The sequence below is a fragment of the Geomonas oryzisoli genome, assembly GCF_018986915.1.
GTDB lineage: Bacteria > Desulfobacterota > Desulfuromonadia > Geobacterales > Geobacteraceae > Geomonas > Geomonas oryzisoli.
In genome coordinates this window covers 3,299,925-3,325,744 of record NZ_CP076723.1, presented here as the reverse complement: position 1 = coordinate 3,325,744, position 25,820 = coordinate 3,299,925, and the positions used below count along the sequence as shown (strand labels likewise).

The window sequence follows — 25,820 nt, the reverse complement described above, 5'->3', positions numbered from 1 at the left end:
GCGGGCAGAGGTACCATCATGCGTATTAGCGCCTTTTGCACCATCACAGTTTTGACCGGGGGCGTCCTGTTGCAGCTGCCCTATCCGGCCCAGGCGGCCATGCAGGACGGCATCCTGGTCACCAAGCACAACCTCTCCGCCGGCGGCCCCGGGCCGATCAAGGCCGCGTCCGAGCAGCAGGTCTGCATCTTCTGCCACACGCCGCATCACGCAAGCCAGGTCACCCCGCTTTGGAGCCGCGAGGAGTCGACAACCGTCTACGACCTGTACAGCTCTTCGACCCGCTTCGCGAAGCCCGGGCAGCCGACCGGATCCTCCCGGCTCTGCCTTTCCTGCCATGACGGCACCATCGCCGTCGGTGCCCTGATCAACCAGGTCACCATCCCCATGGCCGGCGGCTACACCACCATCCCGCAGGACCGCCCTACCAACCTGGGTGGCAGCCAGGGGAAGAACCTGACCAACGACCACCCGATCTCCTTCCAGTATTCCCCGGAACTGGTGGCCAAGAACCACCAGCTGCGTCTGCCGACACTGATTCCGGCAAAGCTCAAGCTGGACGCGGACAAGAACCTGCAGTGCACCACATGTCACAACCCGCACAACAACCCCTACGGCAAGTTCCTGGTGATGGACCCGGCCGGCTCCGCGCTGTGCGTCGGCTGCCACAACCAGACCGGGTGGGAGCAGGGGGGACACTACCTGAACGCCGCCACCTCCGTGAACGGGTGCGGCAACTGCCACGTGGCGCACAACGCCAAGATCGCCCCCAGGCTGATGAAGGAGACCCCCGAGGAGCAAAACTGCGCCCCGTGCCACTCCGGGACCGGCAGCGGCAAGAACGTCTTCTCTTTGCTGGGGGGACTCTCCGCCCACAAGGTGAACGAGACCTTCGGAGTACACGACGACGCGGAGAACCCTCTGAGCGCGGCACGGCACGTCGAGTGCGAGGACTGCCACAACCCCCACGCCGCCAACGGCGCCGCTGCCGTAGCCCCCTACGTGAACGGCAGGCTCTCCCAGGTGCGCGGGGTCGCCATGACCGGAGAGGTGAAGACGGCAACCTACGAGTACGAGGTCTGTCTTAAGTGCCACGGCGACAACAACTTCTCCAGCACCGTGATCACCCGGCAGGTGGCTACCTTGAACACCCGCCTGGAATTCTCCCCCGGCAACCCCTCGTTTCATCCGGTGATGGCCCAGGGACGGGGCGACAGCGTCCCCAGCCTGCGTACCGACCTCGGGTATTCCACCTCAAGCGTCATCTACTGCAGCGACTGCCACGGCAGCGACCAAAGCGTCAAGGCCGGCGGCAGCGGCCCCAACGGCCCGCACGGGTCATCGTTCAAGTACATGCTTTTGCAGCGCTACGACACGGAGTTCTACCCGTTGAGCTACAGCGAAAGCAATTACGCCCTGTGCTACCGCTGCCACAACAAGGACACCCTTTTCACCCCCACCTCTCCCTTCTACGCGCCGGCGAAGAACCTCGCCCTGCACGACGTGCACGTAAAACAGCAGGGGGTGGGGTGCTTCATCTGCCACGACCCCCACGGCGTCAGCAGCGGGCATGGCGGCACGGTGCAGAAAAACGCACACCTCATCAACTTCGTCACCAACTTCGGCATCGTCGCGAGCTACGACTCCACCGCACTCCCCAAGTCCTGCACCTCCAGCTGCCACTCCGGCAACCCCAGGACCTACGGCCCCGGTTCCTCCGCGGCCAAGGTGCTGGGAACGAAAAGACCCGCGCTGCGCTCCTTTTAGTGAGCGCCGCGCGGGCCCCGGTCCCGCAAACCTCGCCTGGCCGTTGCTACTGGATGAGCACGCTGCTGTCCGCCGCCGCGTAGTCCTGCACCACCCCGTTGTCGTCAAAGACGACCGCCAGGGACGTTACCGGCTGCAGGCCCCCTTTGGCCACGTCGTTGAGCGGCGGCGCCGTCCAGTAGTTCCATACCTCGGCGGGGCCCGTGGTCACCCCCAGCGACCTTCTCTTGACCGAGTTGGGCGTCCCTATCTTTGCCAGGATCTCCTTTTGTGTCGTCTTCCCCTTGACGATCACCTCTTTCACGTGCGCCGGCGAGAAGTTCCTCTCGGTCTTAGCCCCTGCCTCCTTCGCGCTCTGCGCGGGGGCGTGAGCACATGCGGCGACAAGCAGCGCGGCCAGCACCAGCAACAACTTTTTCATCTGCGACTCCTCCTGTGGGTAAAAAAATAACATTCTCATTATGCAAATAGTCAGCCGGATCCGGTCCGACGTCCTTCCAGCTAATTAGAGCCCCGATCCCCGCCGCCACCTGCGTCTTTTCCCCCAGCTAGGTTAAATGCCCCCTCAGAATGCCCCTGCCCCGGTCGCGTTCGGGCCCCCTCTCTGGGGGGTTCACCCTAGGGCGACTGGGGGGTGCGATCCAGCGTTGTACCCGGGGGGGGCGGTGCGCGGGGGGGGCGGGACGACTTGCAGTAGACCAGAAAAAGAACCGTGATTCAAGTTGTTTGTAGTGCGGATCCCGGTTTCTCACGGAATTATTTCGCCTCCGATCGCCAGATTCATGGCCCGATTTGTATATATTGGTACCGCTATTGCTACGGCTAGGGCGGCTCTCTTTAAAACCGTTGTAGCAGCACCGCAGCACCCCGCCCTCCGCACCCCCCCCAAAAAAGCGGCAAGGCGGGCGCAGGACATGTAATGCAGGTTCACTAATCCAAATGTCAAAAAGGAACCACTCATGAAGAGAACGAAAAAGACAAGTTCGCTTCTGACGGTTACAGCGGCGGTCGCCGGCGTCACCATGGGCGCGAGCATCGCCATGGCGGCGCACCCGCCGATCCAGCTGTACACCTACGAAGAAGTGGCCCAGCAGATGGGCTTCCCCAAAGCCCCGGTCATGGTCGACAGGGTGACCAAACAGGGTATGCCCTACTCCCCGAAGCAGACCTGCTTCGGCGACCAAAACGGCGTCGCCTGCCACGGCAACACCGCGGCCGGCAACTCCAAACTCGCCAAGAGCTACGACGATCTCTCCAAGCACGCCTACCATGCCGCGCTCGGCTTCAACGAGTGGATGGATAACTCCAAGGGTGGCCTGTTCGTCAGCACCGGCACGGACGATCTGGTACCCAAAGGTACCCAGACCGGTCTCGCCTCCAACAAGCCCTGGGTTCAGTCCCACGGGCACAACGGCAAGTGGTGACCGCCTTCTCTCCGCCAGGTGGCGGATTATCAGCTGAACGGTAGCGGTCAGTACATCAACTACATGCAGCCGGGTGTTGACGGCTTTGCGAACTTCCTTAAAGGCGGCAACGACGCCTACGGCAACGCGTACCCGAAGGTCGACATGTCCCTGTGGGATCAGGCTACCATGTGCGGTACCTGCCACGTGGGCGGCGTCTTCTACGAGCAGGACCGGATGGGCACCCGCCTCCCGGCCAGGGCACTGGCCGACTGGGGCCCGGCCTTCATGGGGCAGGCACCCAACCTCAACCCGATCACCGCGACCGTGTGGGAGAACTACTCCTCCACCGGTATGGACAAATCCTTCGTCGCCATGTCTCCCTGGGTCTACCCGGTCTACATGGGGATGGGCGGCGCGCCTGACCCGAACCTCCCGGACGGCGGCCCGATGATCGTTCCCAACGGTTGGGCACCCAAAGACATGACCATGGCCAACAACAACGGCGGCGCTCCCTACACCGTCAAGGCCGGCCAGCTCATGATGCCGAACGTCAAGGAGATGGACTGCCTGTTCTGCCACCTCAAGGGCTACGACAACGTCAGCGCCTCCGTGATGGTCCAGGCCGGTTCCCTCTCGGCCACCCCGACCACCGGCGCCGGGCTCTTCGACATGTTCTCCCTGTCGCCGACCTACATGGGGTACGACCCGAACAGCGGCAAGTCCTCCTTCGTGAAGATCAGTGACACCCCGATGGGCGCCATGCTGCCGCAGATGGGCTTCGCGAGCTATTCGTCCCACGAGCTGGTCTTCCTGACCGCCAAGGTCACCGACCAGATCAAAGGAAAGCCTGACGAGAACAACTGCCACCAGTGCCACGCCACCAAGACCCTGAAGAACTTCCCCGAGATGTTCGGCGTCACCGGCACCAGCACCGGCTTCCTCTCCTCCGCACCGATGGTGTACGACCCGGCTAACGGCGTCGGCCCCCTGGGCAAGAAGATGGTCAACTACGACATCAACGCGCCCTTCATGAGAAGCGGCACCTCCCCGGTGGTGACCGGCCAGAACGCCGGCACCATGATGATGGCCGGCCTCACCTACCCGCAGGCGATGGGCCCCTCTCCGTTCAACGCCCTGGATCCGACCAAGGGTGAGATCGGCGGCGGCAACATGGCCATGACCGGCCCGCTGTACTACTCGACCATGGACGGCAAGCCCGTCGACCAGAACATCCTGAAGCGCTCCACCATGCCGTTCCCCCGCGCCGAGTGGTTCAAGCGCGGCGACGCATGGCAGACCGGCCAGGATGTTCACGGCTCCTTCGGCTGCGCCGGTTGCCACTTCACCGGCAACTCCACCGACAAGAACCAGTGCGACCCGGCCCGCGGCTTCGATGCGGCCTCCACCATCCAGGACGGCCTGCCGGCGTTCAAGGAGCGCGCTCCGGTCGTCGAGGGTGGCGATCTCGCTGCCACCATCAAAAAGCATGACACCCGCAACACCATCAAGCGCTGCGAGTTCTGCCATGTGACCGGCACCGACTACCAGGGCAACGCCATCGACACCTTCGGCGCGCCCGACCCGACCACCGCCCACACCAAGGCAGGCCTCATGGCCAACCTCACCCAGGTTGTCAACCAGATGGGGCTCCACGGCCAGTACGGCGGCAAAGGGGTGCCCAGGCTGTCCAACTTCACCACCCAGGAAGACGGCAAGGTTGCCGGTGGTACCGTCCTTGGCCGGGGTAACCACCTCGACGTCATGGACTGCACCGTCTGCCACGTGAACAAGGTCAGCATGGCCGTTCGTTCGCTCGATGCCAGCTCCGGCATGCGCTTCCCGGCCATCGTCGGCACCGACCCCGAGAGGGGGATGCTCGGTCTGTTCGAGGACCCGACCGGCATGGGCGCAGACGTAACCAAGATGGGCGGCGAGCTCAAGCCGTGGAAACCGGTTGTCATGTGGCAGCCTTACGGCAACATGGAACTGCCGCTTAGCATGGATAACGCCCCGAAAACCGACATGCAGTTCCGTCGCAAGCTGTACCTGACCAACCCGATCACCGCAGTGCTTTGGAACAACGAGAGCGGTTCGGTCGATGCCAACGGCGACGGCGTGCCGGGCGGCCTGCTGATCGGCGATGCCGACCTGGCGGGTAACCACCACCTCGATGCCCAGGGCAACGACATCACCAAACCGTCGCTTAGGGGCTACCGCGACATCTTCACCGGTGACGTTCCCGACGCGAACAACACCTCCGGGTTCGAGAAGCCGATCTTCGACCCGTGGATCATGCGCGACCTGAAGTCCGGCTTCAACTTCATGCCGGGACCGCTTTCCGTAATCTCCACCGGCTTCGGTGGCTTCGGCACCCCGGCCAACATGACCGACCCGACCGCCGGCGCATACCAGAGCCTGTACAACCCGCAGACCGGCAGGTTCGCCAACGACAACTGGAAGTACGCGTCCGTCTGGAGTGGTGCGGTGGTCTTCACCGAGCCGGACCAGATCCGCGGCTACAAGAACTACCGCAGCGCCATCAAGAACGCCACCGACGGCAAATCCTGGGATGGCACCACCCTCACCCTGATCGGCGCGCCGTTCATGGTGACCCACGGCGTGAAACCGACCGCCATCTACGCCAAGGGTAAAACCGGCTGTGCCGATTGCCATGCCAGCGGCAAAGGCTTCTTCAAAGGGAGCTTCGACATGATCGGTCCGGCGCTTCCGTCCACCCAGAGCTACGACCCGAGCAACTCCCCGATCCTTGACCCCTACGACAACCTGGTAGTCGACGCGGCTACCGGCGAGCCGATGCGTCACACCGCCCAGGGGTGGAGCATCGAGGGTGACGACGGCAACATGATGATGCGTCCGCTTGAGCCGGTCCGCATCAAGGCCTACAAGGGCGACCTCACCGGTTACTTCGAGGGCTACAACAAACTCGGCCAGCCGCGTGAAATCAACTTCGTCCATGACGTCAACGTAGGCGGAGTCGACTACAGCTACGCCTCCACCATCGAGCGTGCCGACATCCTCTATCCCGAGGAAGACGGTGCGATGTACTACAAGGCCGGCGAGCTCGACGCGAAAGGGCACTTGGTCGGCACCCCGACCGCTATGACCGGCCTCGAGTTCGCAACCTACCTCGAAACCGGCGTGGCCACCGACCTCGCCGCCTACGGCATCGGGGTCGACCCGGTGGCGGCCATCAACCCGCTCGTCGACGACAACGCCAGCCAGTTCGGCGTGCAGTGGGTCAAGGCGAAGGACCACGCAGTCAGCGCACCCCTTGCCCAGCCCAACAGCACCAACACCGGCGACGTCGGCACCGTTACCTACCAGTGGACCACCTCCGAGAACAACACGGTCCTCACCGGCAGGAACGCCACCCTCAACTTCGCCACCACCGGCAGCAAGACCATCTACCTGACGGTGTCCGATGAAGAGGGCAAGGTGCGTACCGTAAGCACCACCGTCAACGTGATCGAGCCGACCATCAGCATCACCTATGCCGGCAGCACCGCTACCTTCGAAAGCCTGCCCACCGGCACCGCTTCCGCCAAGATCTACTGGGGCGACGGCGGCGTGACTACGAAGAGCGGCATCACCACCACCACGATCACGGTCAACCACACCTACGCGACCAAGACCGCGAAAACCATCAAGATCTACTGCTACAGCAACACCGGCGTCCAGCTTGGCTACATGCAGGCGGTCGTCTATCCCTAGTCCGTTAGGGTAGCTGCAATGAAGATGTAATTCAGCCCGGAGGCAACCCCTCCGGGCTTTTTCCAATGTTATCGAGGCCTCCCCGGCTCAGGGGGGTTGCAGCTGCAAAAGGCAACACGTAGTCCCATTTCGGCAGCACCCACCACGATTCAGGAGGCCGTATGAGAAAAACGTTGTCCGTCGCACTCGCTATACTGGCAGCATCACTTCTGATGGTGTCACCGGATGCACAAGCTGCACACCCTAAACCCGGCGAGACCGGGTACCGCGGCATTCAGTTCAACCCCGCCATGGCCGGGATCCCGCTTCTGGACTACTTCAGCATGTCGCCGATCAGGCCATACGGGCCGGCCGTCGACGGTCGGTACAAGGGGTTGGCCCCCTTCGGGATTCGCGCCAGCTGCAACCTTTGTCACTTCGACATCGTGGCGAACGAGAACAAGAATCGCCATGCCACTATGTCCTACAACAAGATCGTCCTTCCCGAGTACGGCTACGGCTACGACAAGGAGAAACCCTGGGTCTCCGGCCCGGGCAAATTCGGCAGGTGGTCCCCCGTCTACAACCGGCAGCTGGGCAACATGAACACCACCTACGCCACCGAAGCCGACCTGGTGAAGAAACTGGACCTCGGAGCCTTCGAATTCACCACGGAATGCGGTGTCTGCCACGTGGGCGGCGGTCCGGGGATTACCAACCCCTACGGCTTCACCTTCTCCTGGCGCGTCAGCAGTTATTTCGGCAAGGATTTGGGTGCCGGCGGCGTGCACAGCAACCTCGACAACGAATTCCGCAACCAATCCATCGCCAACGACTTCATCTTCCCTCTGCCGCTTTCAAGCCCTTACTACCCCCGGCGCGTTCCTTTGAACCCGTGGGATTTCTTCGTCGCCAACGACACGGTGCAGCAGGTCGACTGGGCGCAGTGGGGGAGCAACGGGACCTTGCAGCTCGATTGCCTTATGTGCCACCTCCAGGGGTACGACCACCTGGCCCGCAACGAGGAGATCACCCGCTACCAGCGCCTCTATAACGCAGGGACCGTCGGTTCCGGGCTTGCGGTGCTCGATGCCGCGGCCGGCGACGGTTTCAGCATGGATTACGATGCAAGCCAGGTGATGGTGGCAAGCGACGGCAACCTTTACCTCGACTTTTCCTTCACCGACCGCATCACCCGCTTCCCGCAGGCGGGCAACTGCGTGCACTGCCACATGCCCACCGCGGTGAAAAACCAGGCCGGTGTGGATTGGAAGAAGCAGTTCTACGCCTACGATGCCGTCCCCTCCGACGACCCGGCCAACCCCGGCAACGTGAAGCCGGCCCGCTACCTGAGCGACATGGTGAAGCGGGGCGACATCTGGAACTCCGACGAGTTGCACAAGGGGCTGCAGTGCTCCGGCTGCCATTCCCAGACCGGGAAGTTCCAGGCGTGGAAATCGAACGACGCGAACTACATGCACAGCCCCGGCAAGGGGTACGACCCCATGGGCGAAGGCGCTGACGAGTTCGGCGGCACGGTCAAGTTCTGCTATGACTGCCACGTCCTCAAAGGCGACGTGAACGGCGACGGCGTGACCGATACCGACTGGTTCTACGCCCCGGTCCCGGACAACTCCCACAGCAAGGCGGGGCTGATGGCCAAGATCGTGCCGGGGGCCAAGCGCCTGGACGACAAGGGCGCGGAGGTGCAGTTCACCGGCAGCCACCTCGACATCATCTCCTGCACCAGCTGCCATATCCAGAAGCGCTACGCCGCCGCGCGTTCCATCGACTACAGCACCGGCGCCCAGTTCTTCAACTTCGTCGGCAACGCACTGGACCAAAGCTCAGGGCCCGAGCGGGTCGATTTGGCCTACAGCTGGAAGGAGACCGTCCCCAAGCTGCGCGCCGACGGGACGCCCAACCCCCTTTGGCGGCGCCTCATCTATCCCTTCAACTACGTCACCGGCATCTACTGGAACAACGTGGGGTCCAAGGACGCCAACGGCGACGGGTTCACCACGGGGATGAGCAACAACGGAAAGATCGTGGCGGCGGACCCGTTTTTCCAAAGAGCGGTAAAGGAGAACTTCCGGTTCGGTGTGAACCAGGAGAACAACAGGATTCCCACCGGGCTCACCGGCAACACCGGCTTCGACTCCCAGTCCGTCAAAAACGCCGACGGCGCCGTGATGTTCACCCGTCCCGCCGAGATCGAGGCCTACCGCTCACAGGTGACCACCAAAGATCCCGGTCTGGTACCGCAGCTCGTGCTGGAATCGGAGCCGTACCTGATCACGCATAACGTCCTTTCCACCGGTCAGTTCGCCCTGGGCAAGACCGCTACCGGCAGCAACGGGGTCACCATCTACGGCTGCTCCGACTGCCACGGCGGCACCGGCGGCGTCTACAACGGCAGCATCAACATGATCGGCAAGGCAAAAGCCCCGGACAGCTCGACCATCCCCGTCACCGTCAGATGGAACAGCAACGGGCAGGTCGCGGCCAAGGCCGTTTCCTGGGACCGAGACGGCATCAGGCGCAGCATCAGCTTCGCCGACACCGTGGCCAAAAGCACCCGGGACATCAGCCGCTCGGAGTTCCTCGGGTATGACGCGTCCAGGGTCGCGGCGTTGAACGCCATCGATCCGGCCGCCTACGGGCTCGGCCTCCCTCCCGTTCCGGCCATCAACGCGATCGCCGATGCCGACAGCACCCAGTTCGGCACTCAGGTGGTGATAGGCCTGCCGGTTGCCCTGTCCTGCCCGCCGGCCCAGTTCCTGGATGCCAACAAAAACGGCAAATACGACGCCGGCGAGACGCTGGTGGGGCAGGTGAGCTACGCCTGGGGCAGCTCGGACTCCGGCGCGGTGATCACCGGCGGCAACTCCCAGAACGCCTCCATCGTCTTCGGCTCCACCGGCGCGAAGACCATCACCCTCACCGTGACCGACGAGGAGGGGATCACCCGTACCACGTCCACCAGCGTCACCGCCATCGTGCCCCCCATCTCCATCAGTTGGGAGCCGGTCAGCGACACGGCGACCTTCACGAGCTTCCCGGCAGGCACGGCATACATGAAGATCTACTGGGGCGACGGCTTGATCAGCACGGTCACCACCAACACCCCCTCCGTTTCTGTGGTGCACCACTACTCGACCGGCACCGCGAAACAGATCAAGGTGTACTGTTACAATTCCGGTGGAGGACAATTGGGGTACGCGACGAAGATCATCACACCCTGACATGACAAAAGCCCGGAGGATGAACATCCTCCGGGCTTCCCCTTCGATAGTGCCGGCGTCCGGCAAAGAAGCTTTTTATATTGAACAGGGCTTGCCCAATAAGGTAATCTACCGCTGCCGTTTCCTGGTCAGGCAGCCAGCGGACAAGAAAGAGGTGACAGTGAAAACGGACCTTTTCGCCAGCATAGTGGCCAACCTCTCCGACGGGATCTACGTGATCCAAAACGGCAAGGCCATATTCCTCAACCAGCGCTTCGGGGAGATCTTCGGCTACCGGGACCACGAGAGCCTGATCGGCCGCGACATGTTCGCCAAGGTCTACCCGGACTGGCAGAGCGTGGACCTGTTCCGGAAGGTGCACGAGCAGCTCCTTTCCGGCAACTACGAAAAGATCTCCTGGGGGCAGCCCTCGGCCAAGGTGGACGGCACCCCCTTCTGGATCGAGGTGGAGGCCCGGCTCATCGAGGTGCAGGGGGAACCGGCCGTTTTCGGCACCTTCCTGGACCGCACCGACTGCAAGCTGATCGGCGAGGCGATGCATGCCTCCCAGGAGACGCTGCGCCTTTTGCTGGACGCCATGGAAGACCGCGTCTACGTGGTCACCGACGACTACCGCCTGGTCTACGCAAACCGCAAGATGAAGGCCGCGCTGCGCGGCGAGATGGACAAGGAGTACTGCTACAAGCTGTGCCGGGGCCTCGAGTCCCCGTGCGAGGACTGCTCCACCGACCACGTCTTCATCTCCGAGCGCCCCATGCAGAAGGAGTACTTCAACCAGCTCGCCCAGTGCTGGTACTCCGTCATCGAACTCCCGGTCCGGATGCCTGGCATCGACCGTCCCACCAAACTCGCCGTCGCCCGCGACATCACGGAGCGCAAGGAGGCGGAGGAGAAGGTCCGCGCCCTGTCGCACCGGCTCATAAACGTCCAGGAGGAGGAGAGAAAGCACCTCTCCCGGGAACTGCACGACGACCTCGGGCAGCGTCTCAACGCCGCCAAGATCGCCGTGGACCTCCTGGCGCAGGACTTCGCGGGAGCGCCGGGGGACGTCGCCGCCCGGCTGGGACAGCTCTCCCAGATGTTAAAGGGAGGGGTGGAGAGCGTGCGTCACCTGAGCGCGGGACTGCGCCCGGCTTCGCTGGAGCGGCTCGGGCTGGTCGAGGCGATCGGCAACGACTGCGATCAGCTCGCCGCACGCCAGGGGCTGAAGGTGACCTTCACCCACCACGGCATGGAAGGGGTGCGCCTTTCCCAGGATGCCGAGATCAACCTGTACCGCGTGGTGCAGGAGGCGCTCAACAACGTCGTGAAACATGCCGGAGCGACCGAGGTGGGGATCCAGCTGGTGGCCTCGTACCCGATCGTGAGGATGCGCATCAGGGATAACGGTACGGGCTTTGATGCCGCCTCGTGCAAAGGAAAGCGCGGCGGGGGACTGGGACTGGTGGGGATGGCGGAGCGGGTGGAGCTTTTGCACGGCTCCTTCAAGATCCACTCCAACCCCGGCATGGGGACGCGCCTCACCGTCGAGATACCCATCGCGGAAGAAGCGGAATCGGAGCTGCTCAGAAATAACGACCGGGGCGGGGCATGGACCCGCAGCGCGGTCTGATTTGCAATGCAATGAGGAGGACAGATGGCAGCAAAGAGCCGTGTCATCATCGTGGATGATCATCCACTTTTTCGCGACGGGCTGAAGAGCCTGATCGCCAGAAGTACCAAGTACGAGACCGTCGGCGAGGCGGGCAGCGGCGAAGAGGCGCTGCGCCTGGCCCAGGAACTCGCCCCCGACCTGATGACCATGGACGTCTCGCTTCCGGACATGAGCGGCATCGAGGCGACCAGGAAGATCATCCAGGCGGTTCCTTCCGTGAAGATCCTGATGCTCAGCATGTACCAGAACCTCGAGTACGCCACCGACTCCTTCAAGGCCGGCGCACGCGGCTACATCGTCAAGGAGGCCACCAGCGACCGGCTCATCGAGGCGATGGATGCGCTCTCGCAGGGTGAGCACTTCCTCGACGGCCAGCTCTCCGGAGACATGGTGATCAGGCATCTGTGCGGCCAGGGCAAGGAAGGCGCCGTGCAGGACGCGCGTTACGCGCTGCTTTCCGCCCGGGAACAGCAGGTGATGCGCCTGGTGGCCGAGGGAGGCTCCTCCCGCAGCATCGCCGAACAGCTCCAGGTGAGCGCCAAGACCGTCGAGAACCACCGCACCAACCTGATGAAGAAGCTGGACGTGCACAGCCGCATCGAGCTGGTGCGTTACGCCGCACGCCTGGGACTCATCGACCTGGAGCAGTGGAAATAGAAAAGTACCCTGCTAAGGCAAATACCCCACCTTCTTCCCTGTCGGTGGGGTGTTTGCCCCAGTTTGACGCCCGCCTCACACTGCAATAATCCCCCTCACTTCGCTGCATCATTCCGCAATTAGTTGAAAATACTGAGTTTGTCCGCGTAATGCCAACACCCCAGTTGCATGGGTACACTTCCTGCTTTCTGGACTCCAACTGGCTCGGCTCTCTTCCGACCAAAGCGGAGTTCACGCACCGCGCCCCGGTTCCCCCACCGGGGAACCCGGCGTGCTTGCTGCCGTCGCCGCGTCCGCGGCGACCATGACATGGCAACAATGAAATCTTCAAGGAGGCTCCACATGCAACACACGAGGAAGGTCGTCAAAGCGGCCGCCGTCTCCTCCGCGGTCCTTTTGGGACTCGCTGCGGGATCGGCGCTCGCTGCCACCGGCGACCACACCAGCATCATCCTTAAGGACTGGCAGGGCAACGAGATCGCCCGTCCGGCAGCCGGCCTGGCCGCCCCTGCCTACAGCGTGAAGCAGACCTGCTTCGGCACCAACAACGGCGTCGCCTGCCACGGCAACAGCGCCGTCGGCAACGCCAAGTTCAGCTACGACGACATCGAAAGGCACAGCTACCACACCCAGCTGGGCGCCAACGAGTTCAGGGGGTTCAACCCCGCCAACCCTGACGCCTACAACCCCTACACCAAAACCGGCGACAAGTGGCGTCCGGGCGCAGGCCCCCAGGGCAAGAACTGGGTGCAGAGCCCCGGCCACTTCGGGAGCTGGTGACCGCCCTCCGCTCGCCAGTTGGCGAGAGCATATAAAGACGGCGCAGGCGCAAGCTACAACGGCACCACCAACCGGTTCGAAACCGTAAACTTCGGCAGTGTCATGGTGGACCCCACCACCCCGGGTTCCGGGCAGGTGGCAAACCCGACCGGCATCAACTTCGAGATCTTCTCCTTCGGTGCCGATTCCGGCGCGGGGCAGCTCGCCTACAAGCAGAAGGTCGACAACTCCAACGCAGGCGTCATGCGCGACTGCGCCGAGTGCCACGTGGGCGGCGGCATGAACGAGTACGTCTATGCCAACATGAGCACCTCGACCTACAAGCCGCATGAGCGCGCGTCCCTGCGTACCTTCGACTTCGGCTCCGCGGTCACCGCCTGGAACTACTTCATCGACATCTTCAACACCGATCTGACCAAGCGCGGCGAGGTCGTGAAGCAGGACTACGCCCAGACCGGCGTCCTGGAGATGGACTGCCTCATGTGCCACCAGACCGGCTATGACTGGGCGGCCCGCAAGGAAGCGGTGAGAAATGGCGAGTTCGACGCATCCCGCGCGGTCGGCGCCAAGCTGACCAACGCCGTCGCCAACGGCACCAGCGTCTTCTACAACTACACCGCGGTCAAGACCAACGCCTCCGGCAAGCTCTACGTCGACCTGAGCTCCACCCTGAACAGCAAGCCCGTGTCCACCAACTGCTCCGCCTGCCACCAGTCCCAGTACAACGTCGACTGGAAAAAGCGCGGCGAGCAGTGGCTTGATGGTCAGGAAGTCCACTACAGCCTGGGCTGCATGGCCTGCCACGAGCGCAAGGACATCGCCAGCCCCACAGTCGGCACCTCCGGCCTGATCGACGACAAGCTGGGTCTTTGCGACCCCGCCAAGGGTGGCGCTTCCGACTTCGACGCCATGTGGAACAAGCTCGATACCGTCGCCTTCAAGCACTGCTCCGACTGCCATGAGCCGGCGACCACTCAGACCTGGCCGACCTACGGCGCGCCGAACTCCAAGACCGCCCATGCGAACAAAGGCCTGACCGCGAAGATCGCCTTCGACAAGGACGGCAACCCGGCCAGCCACATGGACATCATGGACTGCACCGCCTGCCACATCAACAAGGAGTTCGACGGCGGCGCCATCGTCGACGGTACCGGCGCGGATGCGGAAGGGCGCGTGGCCCTGCACGACGAGCCGCAGGTCGCCCGCAACATGGCCGGCACCGCCGGCAACGCCCTGTACTGGAACAACGGCAAACTCTACGGTGCCAACCTGCTCACCTCCTCCTTCGTTCGCGACATGAACGGGATGGATACCGCCAACGGCGGCCTCGACGCCAACAACGACGGCCGCAACGCCGGCATGGATACCCTGCTGCAGACCCACATCAACGACCTGAACAACGCCGTGGGCGCCACCGCGGTCACCATGCATCAGGAAGCGGACGGCAGCTGGGTGAACGAGGTCGAGGTGACCGCCCTCCTCGCCAGGATCAGCGGCGACGGCACCGGCACGGCCAGCACCGGCTCCGGCACCTACCCGGGCGGCCTCAAGCAGCTCCTGGGCATCAACGACGCCGCCAACACCTACAAACTGATCCCCAAGATGTCCTTCCTGATGGTTCCGTTCAAGGCAAGCCACAACATCGCACGGACCAGCAAGATGGCCTGGGGTAAAGGTGGCTGCGCCGACTGCCACGGCACCGACAAAGGCTTCTACAACGGGGCCTACCCGATCAAAGGGAACATGGACGGTACCGCTGACGGCACCAATTTCAACTTCCGCTTCATGTCCAACCAGGTCACCACTTTCACCAAGGTCAACGGCCTTGCCGACATCACCGACTCCCATCCGAGCGTCGTGACCAAGAAGGGCGACAGGACGGTACCGGTCACCCTGCTGACCAAGTTCGACGGTCCCTACGCGACCACCCCCGTGGCCAACCAGACCCTGCGCAACATCGACAGGAGCGAGGTCATCTACGAGCAGACCTTCCAGACCCGCGACACCACCTGGTACAGCACCATCACCGGTGACGCTCCGGCCGCTGTCTGCTCCGGCCCCACCAGCCCGTTCTTCTGCGCGACCCTTGGCGATGTCAAGTCCAAGGCGACCTCCACCAAAGGGTGGCTGCTCAAGATCGAGGTTCGTCCGGAAAACGATGCGGATCCCGCCAAAATCACCTTCCGCACCGCGCAGCTGGGTAAAGACAACGCCACCACCATGGCGGAAGTGCTCGCCGCATTCCCGGCCAGCATGAGGTCCAACGCCGACTTCACCATCACCGAGGCTGGCGGCGCTCTCACCATCACCGCCGCTGCCGGTAAGCAGATCCGCATCTCCCCGCAGACCGACTCCGGCCCGCTGGGGCTGAAAGGGAAGGTCTACGTCAACGACCCGATCTACCGCAACGGCACGAAGGTCGCCGATACCCGCGACCAGTTCGTGACCTATCTGAACACCCTCTCCACCAACATGGCCGACTACGGTATCGGAGTCGACCCGGTGGCGGGCATCAACGCACTGATCGACGAAAACGCCAGCCAGTTCGGCGTGCAGTGGATCAAAGACAAAAACTACGCGGTGAGCGCAGCCTTCGCTCAGCCCAACGCCGGCAACACCGCTGACGTCGGCACAGTGACCTACCAGTGGACCACTTCCGACAACAGCACCCCGGTCGTCGGCAAGGACGCCACGCTCAACTTCGCCAGCACCGGCAGCAAGATCATCTACCTGACGGTGACCGACGAAGAGGGCAAGGTCCGCACCGTAAGCAGCACCATTAACGTGGTCGATCCGGTCATCACCATCACCTATGTCGGCACCACCGCCACCTTCGCGAGCCTGCCGGCCGGTACCGCCACCGCCAAGATCTACTGGGGCGACGGCGGCGTGACCACCAAGACCGGCATCACAACCAGCTCCATCACGGTCAACCACACCTACGCCACCAAGACCGCGAAGACCATCAAGATCTACTGCTACAGCAACACCGGCGTTCAGGTCGGCTACATGCAGCAGGTCGTCACTCCCCAATAAAGTGCAACGTTAGGGAGTCGTAGTGAAATGAGCCCGGAGGAGAGATCCTCCGGGCTTCTTTATTTTCGGCTTGACCGTATCCGCTTTTGCGGATATGTTTCCCCGCATGGAAAACATCGCCCTGCTGTTTCAGTCCCTGGACGACCAGACCAGGCTGCGCTTGTTGGCGCTCTTGCTTCAGGCCGAGGAGCTCTGCGTCTGCGACCTCGTCGCCGTCCTCAAGCTCCCCCAGTCCACCGTCTCCCGTCAGCTCGCCATCCTGAAAAGCGCAGGGTGGGTCAAGGGGAGAAGGGGCGGGGCCTGGAACCACTACTCGATCAACGCCTCCCTGGAGCCGGTGCAGCAATTCCTGGTTCCGGTCTTGCGCAACTTCCTCCTGGTCACGGATACGGCACGGGAGGACCTGCGGCGGCTGCGGGAGAGAAGGGGGCTTGCCTGCTGTCCCGAGGCGGTGAAATCCAAAAAATCGGATCTAGAGGGGCGCGACCCCGGGGAGGGAGAACCATGAGCGAAGAGATCAGGATGCGCCGGTTCAAGAAGATCGAGGTGAAGCAGCCGGTATCCTCCATGGCGGCGCCGCAGGAAGGCGCCAACCCGGATGCTCCCCCCTGCTGAGGTCCCCCCACCTCCGCCGGCGGCGGAGAGATCAGCGAAAACGTCCCGGGCTTCCAGCGCTGGATACCGGCCGGCAGCGGCCGCGCGCCCCAGGTCGACGGCACCCTGACCCTTGCCGATCACCTGGGCGCCTGCCTGGCGCGCTGGGGTATCAACCGGATGACCTTCATGGTTCCCCCCGGCCTCTACGCCATCGGCTCTCCCGGCTCGGAGGCTCCGGTCGTCGTGACCGCCAACTACAAGATGAGCTACGACATCGTGCGGCGGGCGCTTTGCGGCAGGAACGTCTGGCTTTTGGTCCTGGAGACCTACGGAATCAACGTATGGTGCGCGGCGGGGAAGGGGACCTTCGGCACCGGCGAGCTGGTGCGCCGCATCGAAAAGAGCGGGCTCGCCCAGGTGGTCAGCCACCGGCGGCTCATCCTTCCCATCCTGGGCGCCGCCGGTGTGTCGGCGCACCGGGTGAAGCAAAGAAGCGGCTTCGACGTCGTCTACGCCACCATGCGCGCGGCCGATCTCCCCGCCTTTTTGGACCAGGGGGGGGCGAGCACCCCCGCCATGCGCGAGCTCCGCTTCAACTGGTATGACCGCATGGTGCTGATCCCGGTGGAACTGGTGCTGGCGGCCAAGCCGGTGCTCCCGGTGGCGGCGCTCATCTACCTCGTGGCGAGACTCGTCTGGGGCGCAGATGCCGCGGCCGCAGCGGCGCTTGCCTTCCTGGGGGCGGTCTGCACCGGGGTCGCCGTCGGTCCGCTGCTGCTGCCGCTGCTGCCCACCAGGAGCTTCGCGGTCAAGGGGGCCTTCGCCGGGGTGCTCTACTGCGCGCTTGTCTACCTGCTCGCCGGGGCGGGGTGGGGGTGGGCGGCGACCGTAGCGGCCTTCCTGGCGCTACCGGCCGTCTCCTCCTTCTACACCCTCAACTTCACCGGCTGCACCACGTACACCTCGAAATCCGGCGTGAAGAAGGAGATGCGCCTGGGACTGCCGCTCATGGCCGGTGCCCTCGCGAGCGCGTTTTTCGTCGTCGTAGCCGGTCGGCTTCTGGCCTAAGGGAGGAACTATGAAAGGGTTCAGGTATCTGGAGGGGGTGGCCACTCTCGAGCTCGCCGCCCCACTTTGCATCGGTTGCGGCCGCTGCGTCGAAGTCTGCCCGCACCAGGTCTTCCGGATCGAGGGGGAAAAGGCCCTCGTCGTCGACCGGGACGCCTGCATGGAGTGCGGCGCCTGCGCGCTCAACTGTCCCGCCGCCGCGCTCAAGGTGGACGCCGGGGTAGGGTGCGCCAGCGGGATGATCCATGAGTGGCTCCGGGAGAAGAAGATTCCGGGCATCAGCAGCGGGGGATGCTGCGGGTAGCGTGGTCCCGCTTGACTATCAAGTCGTGTCTGTTAAAAACTCCTAATGCGCGAAGGGGGCCGCCAAAGGAGGCAGAACATGCAAGAGAAGCAGATGGTCAAGATCAGTTCCTGCAACGTAACGCAGTGCGCCTACAATAAACACAATTCCTGCCACACGCTCGCCATCACCGTGGGCGGCCCCGGCGACACCTGCCCCGAGTGTGACACCTTCATGCAGGGGAGCCAGAAGGGGGGGATCGTCGACGTCCAGGGCGGCATCGGGGCCTGCAAGGTGGAGAGCTGCAGCTACAACCAGTCCCTGGAATGTGCGGCTCCCGCCGTGGACGTCGGCATGCACGAGTCGCATCCCGACTGCTTCACCTACAAGCCGAAATAGCCCGTCGCGGCTCCCATTCCCCAAGAACCGCAGCCCCCTTCCGCAGCACCTCTCGAGGCTCCCGCCCCTGCCCCGGGCGGGTTCGACATTTGCCGATCATCGTGTATCGTTTATCCGTTTCGCAGCTCAGACCCGGAGGGACTACCGATGCCGAGCCAGGTGTACGTCGACCAGCAGATTTGTATAGGGTGCGGGCTTTGTGTGAGCATACTCCCCGACTTGTTCCGGCTAAACGGCGACGGCGTGTCCGAGGTGTACGTGCAACGGGGCGGAGACAGGGAGAAGATCCAAAAGGCCATAGACAGCTGCCCCGTCAACTGTATCGCTTGGCGTTGAAACGCGCGCCGGGGAGGGAACATGACATCCGGACTGAAAGACGAAAGGCTGCAGGAACTAGCCGAGAGCAACTACGTCATGCTGAAGGAGGTCTACTGCCTGTCGCAGCAGTTGAAGGGGCTGGTGGACCGGCTGCACCTGAGCTACCTGAAGCAGGGGATCGTTCAGGAGATGGACATGGTGATGGCGATCAAGCTGACCTCGGATAACCTCTATGAAGGACTGGAGCGCTACCTCCGTCCGGAGTGCGATCCGGACAGCGCCTACGACCCCGCCAAGGCCGAAACCGAATAGGAACCGAAAACCGTTGGCCACGGAGAAAATCTGAGGGAATCCGAGCAATCAAAAACAGATGACGGGTTAAAGGCTTGTGGTTCAACCCGCAGCTGTTTAGGTTTTCTCAGAAGTTCACAGATTTTCTCCGTGGCCAATGGTTTTGCCTTTGAAAACAGAAAGCCCGCCGTTGCCGGCGGGCTTCTTCGTTTCTTCAGCCGGAACCGGTGCTAGAGCTCCTGCATGTTGCTGAACTCGCCCCAGGCCAGGAAGGTTTTCGGCGTCTCCACGAAGGAGTAGATGTTGGTCACCTTCTGCAGGTGGCGCCGTTCCTCCTGGGCCAGCATGCGCAGTCCCTTGCGGGTCGTCTCGTCCGTTGCCGCCGAGGCCAGTTCCTCGTAGAAGCGGATCTCCTGTTCCTCGTTGTTGACGGCGAAGCGGTACAGGTTCGGGTCCCTTCCGGCTTCCTCCAGGAGTTCTCTCTGGCTGAGCAGCGGTCTGAACCTGCAGGCATTTTGGGTGAGTCCTTCCAGTTTGGCGCCGTCCATTCTCTTTCTGAGTCTTCTCAGCTTCCTCTGATGTTCCTCCTCAGACGCGGCAAGCATGGAGAAGAGCGTCTTCATCTCAGGCTCCATGGCTTCGGCTTCCAGTCCTTCATAGTATGCCTTGGTTTCTTCCTCTATTTTTATGGCGCAATCGAAAACGTTCATGGCGTACCCCCTTGCTCTCAGACAACGCGTGACAGGCGCTCTCTGTCGATGCTTAATTATAACAAAATGCCGACAGCAAAAGATACTTCCGCTTTGTCACAAAAGCCTCAACGCAAAGCCGCAGAGCCGCAAAGGCGCAAGGGGTGAAACATTCAAAAGCTTTTCAAGGTTTTCTCGGCGTCTTCGCGCCTTGGCGCCTTTGCGTTGAGGCTTTTGATTCCCCTCGTTTACGCTCTGGAAAAATCCCACTGATTCGGTTATTGTTCTTCTCCCAGTAAGGGATCGCTCCCGGAGGTGCCGCCTGCCCGTCTTCACCGGACAACTTTTCGCCATGCTTTCCGCCGCACTCTTCGGCGTGTCGCCGGTCTTTTGCAAGCTGCTCATCGGCGACATGTCGCCGGCCCTGCTCGCCGGGCTGCTCTATCTGGGCTCCGGGCTCGGGCTGCAGGCGCTGCTCCTGTTCCAGCGCAAGAGCACCCGCGCCGAACTGCGCCTGCTCTCCCCGGGGCACAAGCTTAAACTCGCCGGCGCCGTCATCGCCGGCGGCATCGTCGCCCCGCTCTGCCTCGCCTTCGGCATCAAGTACGGCACCGCCTCCGAGGTCTCCCTGCTTCTCAACCTGGAAACCGTGGCCACCACCCTCATCGCCTGGCTCGTCTTCAGGGAATACATCGGCCCCTACGTCTGGACCGGAAAGGTCCTGATCCTGATCGGTGCCGGTCTCGTGGTGCTCAGGGCGCAAGGAGGACTTTCCTTCTCGCTCTCCGGCCTGCTGGTGGTGGTCGCCTGCATCTTCTGGGGGATCGACAACAACCTGACCCGGGACGTGGACGAGATATCTTCCACGGTACTCGCGTCGGTGAAGGGGCTCGCGGCGGGACTCTTCTCCATCGTCCTGGCACTCATCTTCAGTGCCGGAACGGTGACCCCGGGGCAGATCGCCGGGGCGCTCGGCGTGGGCGCCATGAGCTACGGCCTCAGCCTCGTCCTCTTCGTGGAGGCGCTGCGCCAGATCGGTGCCGCCCGGACCGCGACCTTCTTCGCGGTCGGCCCCTTCTTCGGGACGCTCCTCTCCGTTGCGCTTTTGGGTGAGCGCCCCCCCGCACCCTACTGGGTTGCGACCGTGCTGATGCTGGCCGGCATCCTGCTTCTCTACGTGGAGGTGCACGGTCACCGTCATACCCACGAGGAACTGGCCCACGCCCATCCGCACCGTCACGACGACCACCACGATCACGAACACCAGGAGGGGGAGCAGGCGGAGCCCCACGACCACTTTCACGTACACCGGCCGGTCACCCATTCCCATGTGCACTGGCCCGATCAGCATTACCGGCACGAGCACTAGCTGCCGCCGCGAAAACAACCACTACCAGCAGGAGGTTTGACAATGGCAGAAGAAAAAAAGGAGGCTTGGCTCAACTATCTCGCACTCACCACAGTGGTTCTCGCCGTCTGCGCCACGCTGGCCACCTTCAAGGGGGGCGGCTTCTCGACGAGATCCGTACTGGTGCAGAACCAGGCCTCGGACCAGTGGGCCTTCTACCAGGCCAAGAGCATCAAGCAGTCCCTGGCCGAGATGGAGCAGGGGCAGCTGGAGCGTGAGCTATTGAGGACCGGCGACCAGAAGGTGGCCGCCGCCATAGAGGCCAGGGTACAGGCGGTCAAAGGGAAGATCGCCAAATATGACCAGGAGAAGGCCAAGATCCAGGACGATGCCAAGAAGCTCGAGAAGGAGAGGGATGACGCGCAGCGTCACGGCCGTCCCTTCGGGCTCGCGGTCATCTTCCTGCAGATCGCCATCCTGCTCTCCTCTATCGCCGCGCTCCTGAAGAAGAAGATCGTCTGGGTCGCCGGTGTCGCCGTCGGAATCTGCGGCCTGGTCCAGTTCGCCAACGGTTTCATGCTCTTCATGTAGCCCCCCGCCGATGTGAAAAGTAAAAGGGACTGGCTCCATTAGGTGCCTGTCCCTTTTGCGGAACGCTCCTTTCAGCTCAACCACCTTCCCGAGCACTAAGGGGACAGGCACCTGGCGGAGCCAGTCCCCTCCTTCGGGGAAGGGCTCTAAGGTGGATGGAGCCCCTACCTCTTCCCGAAATATCTCCCGTAGTTGCGCCAGTACTCCTTCAGCCGTGCCTCGTAATCCCACTGCGCCGCCGCCTTAGCGCTTTGCTTCAGAAACGTTTCGCAGCGCCGGGACGGGGTAGCTGAGCCGGGAACGTCACCGGAGCAGGCCTCGACCGGCTTTTCCCGTGCCACGTCCGCCCAGAGCGGCTCGCCCGACATGAAGCTGTATTGCAGGCTGTTGCGCCCGAGGTACTGCAGATCGTCCCGGGTAAGGCCGTACTTGCGGACGCCGTAGATCCATTCGTCGGTGAGGTTGGCATGGGAGACCCCCTCGTCGTCGCTGGCGAAGGCGACCGGGACCCCGTAGGCGCGGTACTGCGCGAACGGGTGCTCCGTCCCGGCAACCCCGAGGATCTGTGCGTTGCTGGTGAACATGATCTCGACCAGCGCGTTGTTGCGCCTGATCTGGTCGGCCACTTCCAACTTCTGCTCCGGTTTTAGGAAGGCAAAGGAAACCCCGTGGCCGATCCGCCTCGCCCCCGCCTTGAGCGTGCCGGTCAGGTGTTCCTTGAGCGCGGGGTTGCCGTTTCCTACGAAGCATGGCGTGAGCTCCCCGGCGTGCAGGGCGATGTTCACCCCCGGGAAGGTCTCGTGGAAAAAGCGGAAGATCTGCATCTGGTCCCGGAACCCCGCCAGGGAAACCGGCGCGTCCTCCTTGCTGAGCAGGTTCACCCCCACCACGCGGCTCTCCGACGCGGAGAGCAGCATCGAGAAAGCGGCCTGGGTGAACACCTTGGCGAGGTCGGGCGTGCCGTCCGGCAGAGCGGAAGTGCGGTTCACGGTGGCCACGAACGCGTACGTCACGCCGCAGGCGCCCTCTTGCCCTGCGCTGCCGCAGTTGAGCAGCGTCCGCGTTTTGTTCACGTATTGGGCGATCTCGGTGCGGGCGGCGGTGACGGTGTCAGCGAGCCCGGCGTCGAGCAGGAAACGCTGCATGGCCGGAAACTGGCGCACGTTCCGGTATGACTCTTCCTTCGGGTACTTCTGTCTCAGTTGCTTGGCAAGCGCGTTCACTGCCGAGGACTGGAACGAGAGCATGGTTTCCAGGTAGGAGACCCCGTCCTGCCGGGACTGTCTCAGCACCTCGGCGAGCATGGCGGGGGTGTTGCAGACGTTGTCGGAGACGGCGCGGAACCTGGCGAAGGTGGCGAAGAAGTGATCGTGTCCCTGCTGCGTGTCGGCATAATCGAAACGGTACATGGAGAGCGATTGCAGGATCCTCTCACGGTCCTCCGGGGAAGCACCGGAGATGGACTTGAAGCCGTCGCCACAGCCGCCGGAGGAGGTGGCGCCTGCCAGGGTGTAGCGCCCGGTGTTCCCCTCGGGGCCGAAGCAGGCGCCGTCGTCGGCGGCTAGGGCCAGGTACTTTTCAGCGGGGACGGTTCCGGATAGGTGGTTGTGCAGGTCCGCCCCCTTGGGGAACAGGCGCAGCGCCTCCGCGAGCTGCGGCTGCTCCTTCCGGGTCTTCTCGATCACCGCGGCGTACTCCCGCACCGCATCGTTGGCCTTGCCGCAGATCTGCATCCCCGCCGTGGTGGCGGCAGCGGGATGGTCCCCGGCAAACGACGGCGTGGCGGTCAAGAGCGTTGCCGTGAGGAGGGCCGCCAGTGGCCGGACGGCCTTCGTGAAAAGGTTCATCGGTTTCTCTCTTGGTTGAAGATATAGTGCGAGCTACGCCCGGCACAGGCGAATCTATGCCGGTTGCACCAGGTTGTCAACGTAGAACGTAGAACGTAGAACGTAGAACGTAGAACCCGTTTCACTGTTTTCCCGCGCACCGCCCCTCGAGCTGCTCCAGTATCTCCAGCAGCACCTGGGACGCGGCCACCATCTCGGTGCACAGTTGCGCCGCCTTGACCCTGTCGCCGTTGTTGCAGGCGATGACCGCCTGTTTGCCCAGTTCGTGGACTTTTGCGTGCGGCGGGTCGATCTGCCGGAACAGGTCGCTGTGGCCGCAGTCTTCCCTTCCTTTGCTCTGGTACCATTTCCCGAAGGCGCAGGTGAGGTGGGTGGGCAGTGCCTGCGGGTCGATCTTGATGGTGCCGTCCAAGTGTCCCTTGATCTTGCCCACGAAGATCATGTGCGCGCTCCTCGCCCTGCTGATCACCAGCGCAGCATCCTCGTTGATCTTGAACTTGCCGAGCAGGGCCATCAAATCCTCGGCCATGGAGAGCAGGAGGTTCGCCTCGTGCGTGGTGCGCTGCGTCTGCGAAGAGGTATCCCGCGCGATCTCGGTCACCCGCTGCACGTTTGCCGCTATTTCGTGCGTCGTCGCACTCTGCTCCTCCGCGGCCGTCGCGATCTGGGCCAGGTCGCCGGTCACCCCTTCGATGCTGGTGATGATGTCCTGCAGGGCTTGTCCCGACCGCTGCGCCCCCTGGGAACCCTGCTCGACCACCGAGACCCCCTGTTCCATGGATCGCACCGCCGCCCTGGTCTCCACCTGGATAGCGCCGATCATCGCCCCGATTTCCTTGGTCGCCTTGGTGGTCCTCTCCGCCAGGGCGCGCACCTCGTCGGCCACGACGGCGAAACCCCGCCCCTGTTCCCCCGCCCGCGCGGCCTCTATCGCCGCGTTCAACGCCAGCAGGTTGGTCTGGTCGGCTATCTCCTCGATGGTGCCGACGATCTCCCCGATCTGGTCGGAGCGTTGCCCCAGGCCGGTGACGGTCGTTGCCGACTCCCGTACCAGGTCCGCTATCTGGTGCATGCCCGCCACGGTTTCGTTGACCACGCGGGCCCCGTCGGAAGCTACACGGGTGGTGGCCGTTCCCCCCTGCGCCGCCTGCGCGCAGCTCCGGGCGATGTCCTGCGAGGTCGCCGACATCTCCTCGCTGGCGGTGGCGACCGCAACCGATTGGGCCGACAGGTCGTCGGCGTTACTGTTGATCTGCTTGGCCATGCCGTGCACTTTGCTGGAACCGATCACCACGTTGATGCTCACCTTGAGCACGTTGCCTACCAGGCTGTGCAGTGTTTCGATGAACACGTTCATGTTCCTGGCCAGCGCGCCCAACTCGTCCGACCGGCCGCTCGCGATACTCCGAGAAAGGTCCCCGTCCCCCGAAGCGATCTCTTCCACGGCCTGCACCATCTCCTTCAGGGGAAGGGTGATGGAGCGGGCTATGAACCAGGTGAGCATGAGGGTCAGGGCGAGCACTGCGAGGAGTCCCGCGCCGATGTACAGCTGCGTCCGCAATAGCGTGGCCCGCACGTCGTCCAGGTAGATGCCGGTCCCCACCACCCACCCCCACGGACGGAACAGCTCCACGTAGGAGAGTTTCGGTTCGGGAGCGCCGGCGGCGCTCTTGGGCCAGCGGTAGCTGACGAAGCCCTTACCCTTCTCGTTGCAGGCGCGCACCATCTCCATGAACAGCAACTTTCCGGTAGGATCCTTGAACTGCCCCAGGTCCTTGCCGTTCAGCTCGGGCTTCAGGGGGTGCACCACCATCCTCGGCGTGAGGTCGTTGACCCAGAGGTAGTTGTTCCCCTGGTACCTTGCCGTCGAGACCTCCTGGATCGCCCTGCGTTGTGCTTCCTCCCTGGTCAGAAGCCCCCGGTCGACCTGGTCCTGGTATCCCTTCATCATGCTGGTGGCCTGCTGAACGAGGGCGCGCACCGTTTCCTCCCGCTCGTTCATGATCAGCGAGCGCAGGTACGGTGTCAGCAGGAACACCGATATCGCCACCAGCAGCAGCCAGGACAAAAGCGTGGCGCTGATGATTTTCTGAAATATCCCCCAATCGCGAAAACGTTTCATCCTCTATGTCT

Annotated in this window: 20 protein-coding genes; 16 read left to right on the top strand and 4 right to left on the bottom strand. The window is 63.2% G+C overall.

All coding sequences use genetic code 11. The features are described from left to right. Positions 1 to 18: 18 nt before the first annotated feature. Positions 19 to 1,767 carry a cytochrome c3 family protein gene (locus KP004_RS14495; RefSeq protein ID WP_216799222.1) on the top strand — a complete coding sequence of 583 codons (1,749 nt, stop codon included), beginning with the start codon at positions 19 to 21 and terminating at the stop codon, positions 1,765 to 1,767. Between the two features lie 46 nt (positions 1,768 to 1,813). On the opposite strand, the gene KP004_RS14490 is transcribed toward KP004_RS14495, so the two are convergent. Then, a complete protein-coding gene (locus KP004_RS14490; protein ID WP_216799221.1) occupies positions 1,814 to 2,188 on the bottom strand; it encodes a hypothetical protein in 375 nt (124 codons plus the stop codon). A 538-nt stretch (positions 2,189 to 2,726) separates the two neighbouring features. On the opposite strand from KP004_RS14490, the gene KP004_RS14485 reads away from it, so the two are divergent. The 13 genes from KP004_RS14485 to KP004_RS14425 all read left to right on the top strand — a co-directional run bounded on the left by KP004_RS14485 (position 2,727) and on the right by KP004_RS14425 (position 19,233). Further along, positions 2,727 to 3,191 (top strand): cytochrome C, encoded by a 465-nt coding sequence (locus KP004_RS14485; RefSeq protein ID WP_216799220.1) that lies wholly within the window; start codon positions 2,727 to 2,729, stop codon positions 3,189 to 3,191. Between the two features lie 18 nt (positions 3,192 to 3,209). Next, positions 3,210 to 6,905 carry a PKD domain-containing protein gene (locus KP004_RS14480; protein ID WP_216799219.1) on the top strand — a complete coding sequence of 1,232 codons (3,696 nt, stop codon included), beginning with the start codon at positions 3,210 to 3,212 and terminating at the stop codon, positions 6,903 to 6,905. Positions 6,906 to 7,066: 161 nt separating this feature from the next. After that, entirely contained in the window at positions 7,067 to 10,129 is a 3,063-nt protein-coding gene (locus tag KP004_RS14475) for a PKD domain-containing protein (RefSeq protein WP_216799218.1), read from the top strand. Positions 10,130 to 10,220: 91 nt separating this feature from the next. Continuing rightward, positions 10,221 to 11,741 carry a PAS domain-containing sensor histidine kinase gene (locus tag KP004_RS14470; RefSeq protein WP_239026820.1) on the top strand — a complete coding sequence of 507 codons (1,521 nt, stop codon included), beginning with the start codon at positions 10,221 to 10,223 and terminating at the stop codon, positions 11,739 to 11,741. 24 nt (positions 11,742 to 11,765) lie between these two features. Next, entirely contained in the window at positions 11,766 to 12,440 is a 675-nt protein-coding gene (locus tag KP004_RS14465; protein ID WP_216799217.1) for a response regulator, read from the top strand. 342 nt (positions 12,441 to 12,782) lie between these two features. Further along, positions 12,783 to 13,220, top strand: a complete 438-nt coding sequence (locus KP004_RS14460) for a cytochrome C (RefSeq protein ID WP_216799216.1) — start codon at positions 12,783 to 12,785, stop codon at positions 13,218 to 13,220. A gap of 18 nt (positions 13,221 to 13,238) precedes the next feature. Continuing rightward, positions 13,239 to 16,256 (top strand): PKD domain-containing protein, encoded by a 3,018-nt coding sequence (locus KP004_RS14455; RefSeq protein WP_216799215.1) that lies wholly within the window; start codon positions 13,239 to 13,241, stop codon positions 16,254 to 16,256. Positions 16,257 to 16,362: 106 nt separating this feature from the next. After that, on the top strand, positions 16,363 to 16,764 hold the full coding sequence (locus tag KP004_RS14450) for an ArsR/SmtB family transcription factor (RefSeq protein WP_216799214.1): 402 nt from the start codon (positions 16,363 to 16,365) through the stop codon (positions 16,762 to 16,764). Next, positions 16,761 to 17,921: a mercury methylation corrinoid protein HgcA gene (hgcA, locus tag KP004_RS14445; protein WP_275423139.1), complete on the top strand. Its 1,161-nt coding sequence runs from the start codon at positions 16,761 to 16,763 to the stop codon at positions 17,919 to 17,921. The genes KP004_RS14450 and hgcA overlap by 4 nt, the downstream gene beginning before the upstream one ends. Positions 17,922 to 17,931: 10 nt before the next feature. Beyond that, positions 17,932 to 18,225 (top strand): mercury methylation ferredoxin HgcB, encoded by a 294-nt coding sequence (gene hgcB, locus KP004_RS14440; protein WP_216799213.1) that lies wholly within the window; start codon positions 17,932 to 17,934, stop codon positions 18,223 to 18,225. 78 nt (positions 18,226 to 18,303) lie between these two features. After that, entirely contained in the window at positions 18,304 to 18,603 is a 300-nt protein-coding gene (locus KP004_RS14435; protein WP_216799212.1) for a DUF1540 domain-containing protein, read from the top strand. 147 nt (positions 18,604 to 18,750) lie between these two features. Next, the gene (locus KP004_RS14430; protein ID WP_216799211.1) at positions 18,751 to 18,939 is read left to right on the top strand and encodes a ferredoxin; all 189 of its coding nucleotides are present in this window, start codon (positions 18,751 to 18,753) and stop codon (positions 18,937 to 18,939) included. A gap of 21 nt (positions 18,940 to 18,960) precedes the next feature. Then, positions 18,961 to 19,233 (top strand): hypothetical protein, encoded by a 273-nt coding sequence (locus KP004_RS14425; protein WP_216799210.1) that lies wholly within the window; start codon positions 18,961 to 18,963, stop codon positions 19,231 to 19,233. A 209-nt stretch (positions 19,234 to 19,442) separates the two neighbouring features. Here the strand turns inward: KP004_RS14425 and KP004_RS14420 are convergent, their stop codons facing one another. Then, the gene (locus tag KP004_RS14420; protein ID WP_216799209.1) at positions 19,443 to 19,922 is read right to left on the bottom strand and encodes a ferritin-like domain-containing protein; all 480 of its coding nucleotides are present in this window, start codon (positions 19,920 to 19,922) and stop codon (positions 19,443 to 19,445) included. A gap of 331 nt (positions 19,923 to 20,253) precedes the next feature. On the opposite strand from KP004_RS14420, the gene KP004_RS14415 reads away from it, so the two are divergent. Together KP004_RS14415 and KP004_RS14410 are read left to right on the top strand one after the other, a co-directional pair. Continuing rightward, on the top strand, positions 20,254 to 21,270 hold the full coding sequence (locus KP004_RS14415) for a DMT family transporter (RefSeq protein ID WP_216799208.1): 1,017 nt from the start codon (positions 20,254 to 20,256) through the stop codon (positions 21,268 to 21,270). Positions 21,271 to 21,312: 42 nt separating this feature from the next. After that, on the top strand, positions 21,313 to 21,840 hold the full coding sequence (locus KP004_RS14410) for a DUF4337 domain-containing protein (protein ID WP_216799207.1): 528 nt from the start codon (positions 21,313 to 21,315) through the stop codon (positions 21,838 to 21,840). A 164-nt stretch (positions 21,841 to 22,004) separates the two neighbouring features. On the opposite strand, the gene KP004_RS14405 is transcribed toward KP004_RS14410, so the two are convergent. Both KP004_RS14405 and KP004_RS14400 read right to left on the bottom strand, forming a co-directional pair. Beyond that, entirely contained in the window at positions 22,005 to 23,687 is a 1,683-nt protein-coding gene (locus tag KP004_RS14405; RefSeq protein WP_216799206.1) for an amidohydrolase family protein, read from the bottom strand. A 121-nt stretch (positions 23,688 to 23,808) separates the two neighbouring features. After that, positions 23,809 to 25,809, bottom strand: a complete 2,001-nt coding sequence (locus KP004_RS14400; protein WP_216799205.1) for a methyl-accepting chemotaxis protein — start codon at positions 25,807 to 25,809, stop codon at positions 23,809 to 23,811. Between the last annotated feature and the right edge of the window lie 11 nt (positions 25,810 to 25,820).

Excerpts from the sequence above, each read along its gene's own strand:
- KP004_RS14495 (WP_216799222.1), top strand. The coding sequence starts at position 19 with ATGCGTATTAGCGCCTTTTGCACCATCACAGTTTTGACCGGGGGCGTC.
- KP004_RS14430 (WP_216799211.1), top strand. The coding sequence starts at position 18,751 with ATGCCGAGCCAGGTGTACGTCGACCAGCAGATTTGTATAGGGTGCGGG.
- KP004_RS14465 (WP_216799217.1), top strand. The coding sequence starts at position 11,766 with ATGGCAGCAAAGAGCCGTGTCATCATCGTGGATGATCATCCACTTTTT.
- KP004_RS14475 (WP_216799218.1), top strand. The coding sequence starts at position 7,067 with ATGAGAAAAACGTTGTCCGTCGCACTCGCTATACTGGCAGCATCACTT.
- KP004_RS14410 (WP_216799207.1), top strand. The coding sequence starts at position 21,313 with ATGGCAGAAGAAAAAAAGGAGGCTTGGCTCAACTATCTCGCACTCACC.
- KP004_RS14420 (WP_216799209.1), bottom strand. The coding sequence starts at position 19,922 with ATGAACGTTTTCGATTGCGCCATAAAAATAGAGGAAGAAACCAAGGCA.
- KP004_RS14485 (WP_216799220.1), top strand. The coding sequence starts at position 2,727 with ATGAAGAGAACGAAAAAGACAAGTTCGCTTCTGACGGTTACAGCGGCG.
- KP004_RS14490 (WP_216799221.1), bottom strand. The coding sequence starts at position 2,188 with ATGAAAAAGTTGTTGCTGGTGCTGGCCGCGCTGCTTGTCGCCGCATGT.
- KP004_RS14435 (WP_216799212.1), top strand. The coding sequence starts at position 18,304 with ATGCAAGAGAAGCAGATGGTCAAGATCAGTTCCTGCAACGTAACGCAG.
- KP004_RS14405 (WP_216799206.1), bottom strand. The coding sequence starts at position 23,687 with ATGAACCTTTTCACGAAGGCCGTCCGGCCACTGGCGGCCCTCCTCACG.
- KP004_RS14400 (WP_216799205.1), bottom strand. The coding sequence starts at position 25,809 with ATGAAACGTTTTCGCGATTGGGGGATATTTCAGAAAATCATCAGCGCC.
- hgcB (WP_216799213.1), top strand. The coding sequence starts at position 17,932 with ATGAAAGGGTTCAGGTATCTGGAGGGGGTGGCCACTCTCGAGCTCGCC.
- KP004_RS14415 (WP_216799208.1), top strand. The coding sequence starts at position 20,254 with ATGCTTTCCGCCGCACTCTTCGGCGTGTCGCCGGTCTTTTGCAAGCTG.
- KP004_RS14460 (WP_216799216.1), top strand. The coding sequence starts at position 12,783 with ATGCAACACACGAGGAAGGTCGTCAAAGCGGCCGCCGTCTCCTCCGCG.
- KP004_RS14450 (WP_216799214.1), top strand. The coding sequence starts at position 16,363 with ATGGAAAACATCGCCCTGCTGTTTCAGTCCCTGGACGACCAGACCAGG.
- KP004_RS14425 (WP_216799210.1), top strand. The coding sequence starts at position 18,961 with ATGACATCCGGACTGAAAGACGAAAGGCTGCAGGAACTAGCCGAGAGC.